The 3,329-nt window shown below is 65.6% G+C and carries 3 protein-coding genes and 1 pseudogene; 3 read left to right on the plus strand and 1 reads right to left on the minus strand.

The window, feature by feature from the left end; all coding sequences use genetic code 11:
- Positions 1 to 168, plus strand: a pseudogene (locus tag BJ122_RS19950) (IS110 family transposase); the annotation flags it as partial.
- Between the two features lie 62 nt (positions 169 to 230).
- Here the strand turns inward: BJ122_RS19950 and BJ122_RS18795 are convergent.
- Positions 231 to 1,247 (minus strand): zinc-binding alcohol dehydrogenase family protein, encoded by a 1,017-nt coding sequence (locus tag BJ122_RS18795; RefSeq protein WP_110782806.1) that lies wholly within the window; start codon positions 1,245 to 1,247, stop codon positions 231 to 233.
- Between the two features lie 109 nt (positions 1,248 to 1,356).
- Here BJ122_RS18795 and BJ122_RS18800 point away from each other — a divergent pair, with 109 nt between their 5' ends.
- Positions 1,357 to 1,722 carry a winged helix-turn-helix transcriptional regulator gene (locus tag BJ122_RS18800; protein ID WP_110782807.1) on the plus strand — a complete coding sequence of 122 codons (366 nt, stop codon included), beginning with the start codon at positions 1,357 to 1,359 and terminating at the stop codon, positions 1,720 to 1,722.
- Positions 1,723 to 1,802: 80 nt separating this feature from the next.
- Positions 1,803 to 3,197 (plus strand): DegQ family serine endoprotease, encoded by a 1,395-nt coding sequence (locus BJ122_RS18805; RefSeq protein ID WP_110782808.1) that lies wholly within the window; start codon positions 1,803 to 1,805, stop codon positions 3,195 to 3,197.
- Positions 3,198 to 3,329 lie beyond the last annotated feature (132 nt).

Below are 3,329 nucleotides of genomic sequence, written 5' to 3' on the forward strand. Positions count from 1 at the left end.
GTCGCCGCCCGCCACCACCCCAAGCTCCGCGACGACTACAACGCCCTTCGCCTGCAAGGAAAACCCGGAAAGGTCGCGCTCATCGCAATCGCCCGAAAACTGCTCGTCACAGCCAACGCACTCGTCAAAGCCGACACGCCATATCAAGGTAAGACCCTTGACACCTGAGACAGTCGCCGGGTTCGCGAGCCGTGCTCGCGCCCCGGAATGACTCGCGGAGCGTGCAGGGACTACTCCCAGCCTTCCAGCACGATCTTGCCGACCGCCTTGCCGGATTCGATCAGCGCGTGCGCGCGCTTGAGATTGGCGGCGTTGATGGTGCCAAAACTCTGGTCGAGCGTGGTGCGCAGCACGCCCTTGTCGATCAAATCGGCGACGTCGTTCAGCAGCTGATGCTGCGCGATCATGTCGTCGGTCTGGAACGTCGAGCGCGCGAACATCGCCTCCCAATGCAGCGACGCTGATTTCGCTTTCAGCAGCATCGGGTTCAGCGTGGCCGGATCGTCGATCAGGCCGATCTGGCCCTGCGGCGCCAGCACTTCGACCAGCGCCGGAAAATGCTGCTCGGTGCCGGTCAGGCTGGCGATCAGCGCCACCGGGGGCAGGGCCAGCGCCGCAAGCTGCGGCGGCAGCTTTTGACTGTGATCGATCACGGCATGGGCGCCGAGTTCGAGACACCATTTGCGGCTTTCGGGCCGTGACGCGGTCGCCACCACGGCCAGCCCGGTCAGCCGGCGCGCCAATTGGATCAGCATCGAGCCGACCCCGCCGGCGCCGCCGATGATCAATAGCGTGCGCGGATCCTGGCTCTTGCCGGGCTGCACTTTCAGCCGGTCGAACAGCAGCTCCCAGGCGGTGATCGCGGTCAGCGGCAGCGCGGCGGCCGGCGCGAAATCGAGGCTGGCCGGCTTGCGGCCGACGATGCGCTCATCGACCAGGTGGAATTCGGCATTGGTGCCGGAGCGCTGGATCGAGCCGGCGTAAAACACCTGGTCGCCCGGCTTGAACAGTTTCACCTCCGGACCGACCGCTTCGACCACGCCGGCGGCGTCATAACCCAGCACCTTGAACTCACCCTCAAGCGGGGTCGCGCGGAGCCGCACCTTGGTGTCGACCGGATTGACCGAGACCGCTTTGACCGCGACCAGCAGGTCACGGCCCGCGGGCTCTGGCTTGGGCAGTTCAATATCGAGCAGCGCTGCCGCGTCATCGATCGGAAGGGATTTTTGATAGCCAACCGCTTTCATTCCAGGCTCCCATTGTTGCTCAGGAGCTAACTGTCGCCTTGCAGTCTGATTTGCAAGTACGGTCCGTTCGGGCCTATAGTGCCTAATTGGATACTAATGGAGCGCGCCGATGAAGCGCAGCAATTTTGATTGCGCACCGGGCTGTCCGGTCGAGCTGACGCTCGGGCTGATCGACGGCAAGTGGAAGGGCGTGATCCTGTACCATCTGCAGGATGGGCCGCTGCGCTTTGGCGAGCTGCGGCGCCGGTTGCCGGGCATCACGCAGCGCATGCTGACCAAGCAGCTGCGGGCGCTGGAGCAGGATGCGCTGATCAGCCGCGCGGTGTTCGCCGAGGTGCCGCCGCGGGTCGAATATGCGCTGTCGCCGAGCGGCCACAGCCTGCGCCCGGTAATCGACGCGCTGAAAGCCTGGGGCGAGCGCCATCAAGGCGCCAGCCAGCGCGCTGCGGTAGCGGCCGAGCCCGCCCTCAGCTGACCGGGGATGATCCGGCTTTTCCTTCTCGCAGGCCGGCCGGCAGACTATATGATCGGCGATCATTGGCCCGGAATCTCAGCATGTCCCTTGCTCGCATTTGCGCCGCCGTTTCGCTCTCGCTGCTCGCCGCTTGGCCGGCACAGGCGCAGGATCGCCGCGTCCCGACCGCGACCTCTGAACTCAAGCTCAGCTACGCGCCCGTGGTGCAGCGCGCCACGCCAGCGGTGGTCAATGTCTATGCCGCCAAGGTGATCCAGAACCGCAACCCGTTGCTCGATGATCCGATCTTCCGCCGGTTCTTCGGCGTGCCGGGCCAGCAGCCCGAGCAGATGCAGCGCTCGCTCGGCTCCGGCGTGATGGTCGATCCGGCGGGCCTGGTGGTCACCAACAACCACGTCATCGAGGGCGCCGACCAGGTCAAGGTGTCGCTGTCCGACAAGCGCGAATTCGAAGCCGAGATCGTGCTCAAGGACAGCCGCACCGATCTTGCGGTGCTGCGGCTCAAGGACGTCAGCGAAAAATTCCCGACGCTCGATTTCGCCAATTCCGATGATCTGTTGGTCGGCGATGTGGTGATGGCGATTGGCAACCCGTTCGGCGTCGGCCAGACGGTGACCCACGGCATCGTCTCGGCGCTGGCGCGCACCCAGGTCGGCATCACCGACTATCAGTTCTTCATTCAGACCGACGCCGCGATCAATCCCGGCAATTCCGGCGGCGCGCTGGTGGACCTCACCGGCAAGCTGGTCGGCATCAACACCGCGATCTTCTCGCGCTCCGGCGGTTCGCAGGGCATCGGCTTTGCCATTCCCGCCAACATGGTGCGGGTGGTGGTGGCGTCGGCCAAGAGCGGCGGCAAGGCGGTGCGGCGGCCCTGGCTCGGCGCGCGCTTGCAGGCGGTGACGCCGGAAATCGCCGAGACGCTCGGGCTGAAACTGCCGAGCGGCGCCTTGGTGTCGAGCGTCACCGAAGGCAGCCCCGCGGCCCGTGCTGGCCTAAAATTGTCGGACCTGATCGTGGCGATCGACGGTTTCACCATCGATGATCCCAACGCCTTCGACTATCGGTTCGCGACCCGGCCGCTCGGCGGCAACGCCCAGATCGACGTGCAGCGCAGCGGCCGGCTGGTGAAGCTGGCGGTGCCGCTGGAAGTGGCGCCGGACACCGGCCGCGACGAAATCACGGTGCGGGCGCGCTCGCCGTTCCAGGGCGCGCGGGTCGCCAATATCTCGCCGGCGGTCGCCGATGAGCTGCGCATCGACCCGGGCATGGAGGGCGTGGTGGTGATCGACATCGCCGATGGCGCCCCGGCCGCCGGCGTCGGCTTCCAGAAGGGCGACATCATTTTGGCAGTCAATAATCGCAAGATTGCCCGCACCAGCGATCTGGAACGGGCGGCCAGCGAGCAGCCGCGGCTGTGGCGCATCATCGTGGTGCGCGGCGGCCAGCAGATCAACGTCACGCTCGGCGGATGAGAGGTGCAGCAGTGCTGGTGTTATCCCTCCCCCTTGTGGGGATCGTTGCGTTATTGGCGATTGGTGATTCAATGGTTTGGCATTGGATCGGAGACGGCGATGGCGGAGCGAGATCAACTGAGCCTTGCGGAG

Source organism: Rhodopseudomonas faecalis (assembly GCF_003217325.1).
Classification (GTDB): domain Bacteria; phylum Pseudomonadota; class Alphaproteobacteria; order Rhizobiales; family Xanthobacteraceae; genus Rhodopseudomonas; species Rhodopseudomonas faecalis.

Coding starts and splice junctions, on each gene's coding strand:
- BJ122_RS18800 (WP_110782807.1), top strand. CDS start 1,357: ATGAAGCGCAGCAATTTTGATTGCGCACCGGGCTGTCCGGTCGAGCTG.
- BJ122_RS18795 (WP_110782806.1), bottom strand. CDS start 1,247: ATGAAAGCGGTTGGCTATCAAAAATCCCTTCCGATCGATGACGCGGCA.
- BJ122_RS18805 (WP_110782808.1), top strand. CDS start 1,803: ATGTCCCTTGCTCGCATTTGCGCCGCCGTTTCGCTCTCGCTGCTCGCC.